The 4563-nt window shown below is 60.8% G+C and carries 2 protein-coding genes and 1 pseudogene; all 3 read left to right on the plus strand.

The genetic code is table 11. From position 1 onward, the window contains the following. A pseudogene (locus tag AC1DP9_RS27540) lies at positions 1–1752 on the plus strand (DUF2345 domain-containing protein); the annotation flags it as partial. 3 nt (positions 1753–1755) lie between these two features. Further along, on the plus strand, positions 1756–4146 hold the full coding sequence (locus tag AC1DP9_RS27545; RefSeq protein ID WP_477109052.1) for a hypothetical protein: 2391 nt from the start codon (positions 1756–1758) through the stop codon (positions 4144–4146). Beyond that, a partial coding sequence (locus AC1DP9_RS27550) for a hypothetical protein (protein WP_477109053.1) occupies positions 4147–4563 on the plus strand: 417 nt, incomplete at its 3' end.

Genomic DNA, 4563 nt, shown 5'->3' on the forward strand with positions numbered 1-4563 from the left:
TCGTTCCGGGTTCGTTCCGGGTGGCGGACTTCAACCCCGACAAGGCCTGGGAACGACCTACCGGCGACGCCAACGTCGCACGCAAGGAGAAGACGACCTACGGCGAGTCCTATGTCTACGGTGCCCATCACCTCGACTTCGACGATGCCAAATGGGAGGCGCAGCTGCGCCATGAGGCGAAGCTTGCCGAACAACTGGTCTATGCCGGCGAGAGCAACGTGCTGGCGCTCTGCCCGGCGCGCATCCTGCGCATGGACATGGCCCTGCCCGACGCGCCCAATGGCCAGGTCATCACCGAGGTCATCCACACCGGCGCCCGCGACGCCGCCTATCGCAATACGTACCGGGCGATTCCTTCCGACCGGCGCTTCCGCCTGCCGATGGACGAGGCGAAATGGCCGCGCATTGCCGGCACGCTGAGCGCGCGCGTCACATCGCCGGGCGATTACAAGTACGCCTACCTGACCCAGCACGGCCACTACATCGTCCGCTTCGATTTCGACTTCGACGCATGGCCCAAGGGCGGCGAAAGCGTGCCGCTGGCGCTGGCCAAGCCGTTCGCCGGCGCGCGGCAGACCGGTTTCCACTTCCCGCTGGTGGACGGCACCTACGTGGACGTCGCTTTCCGTGACGGCAATCCCAACAAGCCCTACATCGCACATGTGCAGCACAACAGCCAGCACGGGGACCTGATCACCAACCAGGACCGCTGGCTCTCGCGCAACGTGATCCGCACGCAGAGCAATAACAAGCTGCGCTTCGAGGACTGGGAGGGACAGGAAGGCATCAAGCTTTCCACCGAGTATGCGGGCAAGAGCCAGTTGAACCTTGGGTGTCTGGTGGATGGCAAGAGGAAGACGCGCGGGGAGGGTTTCGAGCTTCGCACGTCGGGTTGGGGCGCGATACGGGGTGGGAAGGGGCTGTTTCTCACTGCCGATGACCAGCCCCGGGGCGGGTGGGAAGCAACTCGCGATGGAGGCGGCCATTGCACAGCTCGAAAGCGCGCTACAGGTAGCGCGTGCCCTCGCAAATTCCGCAAAAGCCGCCAATGCCGCAGCCGCAGACACCGATGCGCAGAAGCAGGTGATCGCCGCGCTCAACCAACTGAAGGAGCCTTCGCTCCTGGCGAGCGCGCCTGCGTCGGTCGGTATCGTCGCCGGGCGCGGCGCACAGATCGCGGCCCGGGAAAGCATCGCCGTTGTCGCTGAGAGAAACATCGATCTGAGCGCGATCAAGACATTCACCGTTGCAGCAGGGGAGGCGGTTTCCCTGTTCGCGCAAAAACTTGGCATGAAGCTGTTCGCGGGCAGGGGCCGCGTAGAGATCCAGGCGCAAAGCGACGCCATGTCGCTGGCTGCGGACAAGGACGTCAGCATCACCAGCGTGGATGGCGCCGTCCATATTGCCGCCAAGCGGGAACTCGTACTCGAATGTGGCGGGGCCTTCGTTCGCCTTGCCGATGGAAACGTGACCATTGGCGGGCCGGGCGACCTCATCCTGAAGGTCATCTCCATGCAAAAGCAGGGGGCGTCTAGCCTGCGCGAGGCGAGGCAGGCCCTGCCGAAGCCACCGGGACTCTACGACGAGCAGTTCACGCTGAAGGACGAGCACAGCGGAGAGAGTTTGCCGCACATCCCTTACCGGATAGAAACCGCGGACGGCCAGGTCATTCAGGGCGTGACTGATGCCGCAGGCCGGACGATGCGGGTCTTTGCTGACAAGGCCCAGGCGCTCAAGATATTCAAGGAGTAAGCGATGGCCAATGAAGCGCTTGGCAGCGGAAAGCTGAACTCGCGGGGTGAGACCAACGTCGATGCCAGGGTGCCGGCAGAGCCGCTGGCTTTCCTGCGCCCTGAGACCGGCGAAATCATCATCGTGCCGGCGGAGGATGCGAATCCACTACGCAGTCACTACAACGGGCTCAGCGACATGGTGGCAGAGCTTCACTCCGCCAACCGGGCAGTGCAATTGTGCGAGGACCATTTGCAGGCGCTTGTGATCCGGGAAGCTTCCGATGCCGAAAAGGCGCAGGCGCGCAATGTACACGGCTTCGCGCTCGACTGGCAGCACGAGGCACACGAGAGGCTGCATGCCGTTTATGAACAACTCGATCCGTTGCCGGATGGCACAGAGGCCGGTGCATCCGCTGCGCCCGAGAAGCCGAAGGAAGACAAGCAGAGTGCAGCCGGTGCCGGCAAGACGCTTGTGGAGTTGATCGCGTTGAAGCATGACAACCGTAGGGAGCAACAGAGGAAGGCAGCAGAGGATACGAAGGGAAATTTCGACGAGGGATCGTTCAAGAAAAAGATTGCGTCGATCAAATCCGCGGATGGCCTGCGGCAGTTCGCGAAGTGGCCAAAGACAATGCCGGAGAAGCTGGTCTACGTGGAGTCCGGCAAGCTGAAACCGAAATGGCCGAAGTTCAAGGATACCGACAAGACCAAATGGTCCGAGGTCTACCAAAAGGGAAATAACGGGAAGCGGAGCCTGGACAAGGCAAAGCTGCGCACCTATGTGAAGGAGCAGGTCGCCAAACAGACCACCATCACGCCCAAAACGCTGTTTGGCGAAGATCTGGAGGGTGGCGCAAGCATCACGCTGGGCCAGTGGGCAGATAACTGGAACCAGGCGCATCAGCTTGAACGGCACGGATCGGCTTCATACGACGCGGCGCAGATTGCCGACATCGAGCTTGGCGCGGGTGCCCAGCTGATGCGCTTCTCCTATGGCGGTAGTCTCAACGGCGACATGTCGATGATGGATCGCCGCCTCAGCGTCAAGGCCGAGGGTCACGCCGCCGTGGACTTTGCCAAGGCTGAGGCGAAGCTCGACCTCTTCTTTCCACGCAAGGACGGTTGGTTGTGGACCGTTACTGATGGCGACGGCAGGACATTCGAACTGATTGCGGGCCGTTGCCGGCTCACCGTGGAGGTGTCGGGCGTGGTGGGCGCCAGCATTGCCGCCGAACTGGCCATGAAGATCGAAGTCTCGCCTTTGGACAAGAACATGCCGAAAGCGGCCGGCAAGCGTGGCCGCAAAGACAAGAAGGCCCGCAGGAAGCAAACGGTGTCGATCAATACCAAGGACGAGGCCGACGTTGCCACGCTCGATGCCTCCGCCGGCGCGTTCGCGGGGGTGAAAGCCAATGGCACGTTGACGGGCGAGCTCGAATGGCGGGATCCAAAGGACGAGAAGAAGGAATTCGCCAGCATTGCGAGTATCGCGCCTACCGTCGGGGGAATGGCCGGCATTGGGGCAGGGGCGAAGTTCAAAATTGAATACACCCGCGGAATCTTTCGACTCAGGGCGCACGCCAGCCTGTGTGTGGGCGTGGGTGCGGAAGGCGCATTGGATTTCGCGGTGGGCGCAAAGCAGATGGTGTTGTTCTTTAGCTGTCTGTTTTACAACATCGCGTATTGGCAGTTTAAGAATCTGAAGATCTTTTCTAAAGATGCCTTCGATGCGCTGAAGGGTATTCAGTTCCTGGCGGTGCAAACCGGCCGGGCAATCGAGAGTTTCTACGGCGATATTCTTGAAACAATTCAGGGTGAAGTGGCGGACGTCGACGACCAAATGCAGAAGGCCGACGCGAGGCTGGAACTGGCCAACCGTATCCTCGGAAATCCGGGCTCAATGAGGTATGTCACCCCCGAGGCAAAGGGCATGCTCATCTATCAATTGACGCGTCACAGCTACGCGGATGTCGTGGCTAGCGGTGCAGTTGCCGGCGACAACTATCTGGGGCCTCAGCGAAAGGCGGTGCTGGCCGTCATCCAGACCGCCGTATCCAAGCCAGAGCTTGAGAACATCATTCAGCATGTGGACGAGAACGGTGCAAAGGGCGATATCGCGGCAAATAGGGCGAGGTTGAGGGCATTCTTCAAGACCGAAGCCATTCGCGACATCGATATTCCCGTCTATCAATCGCCCTATCTGCGGGAATTCGATCGCCTGGAAAAACTTGCGATGAATGGCGATTTCGATGGCTGGTACCACGCTTTCGCAAATCATCTGGTGGATACCGTGCCACACGGCTATGCGCTGGCTGACGCGACTTCGCCGACCTATGAAGCGCTGCGGGGCGCGAACGATCATCCCTTCTTTGCCTCCACCGGATGGAACGCCTACTACACCAGCGAGGCTTGAATGCACTTCAGAACGATAGTATCCATTGCTGCCGCATTGGCAATCCTCCTTGGTGGCACTCAAGTGCAGGCCTCAGCATTGGCCGACGTCCAGCCACCACGCCAGCCCATCATGTCGGAAGACCCGGGCGAGGACGCGCCGATCTTGCAGCAGCCTCCGGCACTCACAGCTGAGCTGCTGGCCTTGACGGAAGGCAGCATCGAGGAACGCGTAGCGAAGCTCAAGCGCAAGGTGCTGAAGGACCTGATCCGGGTCGAAGGCGGCAGCTTCATGATGGGCGATTTCGGGCTCGGGTGGACCCCGGAGGGGTTGTACTACACGAGCGGACTCGATAACAAACCGCCCTTCAAAGTCACGCTGACGGGTTACAACCTTGCCCGGTTCAAGACCACCTATGCCGAGTACGACGTGTTCGCC

The organism is Cupriavidus sp. 01L43 (assembly GCF_056399925.1).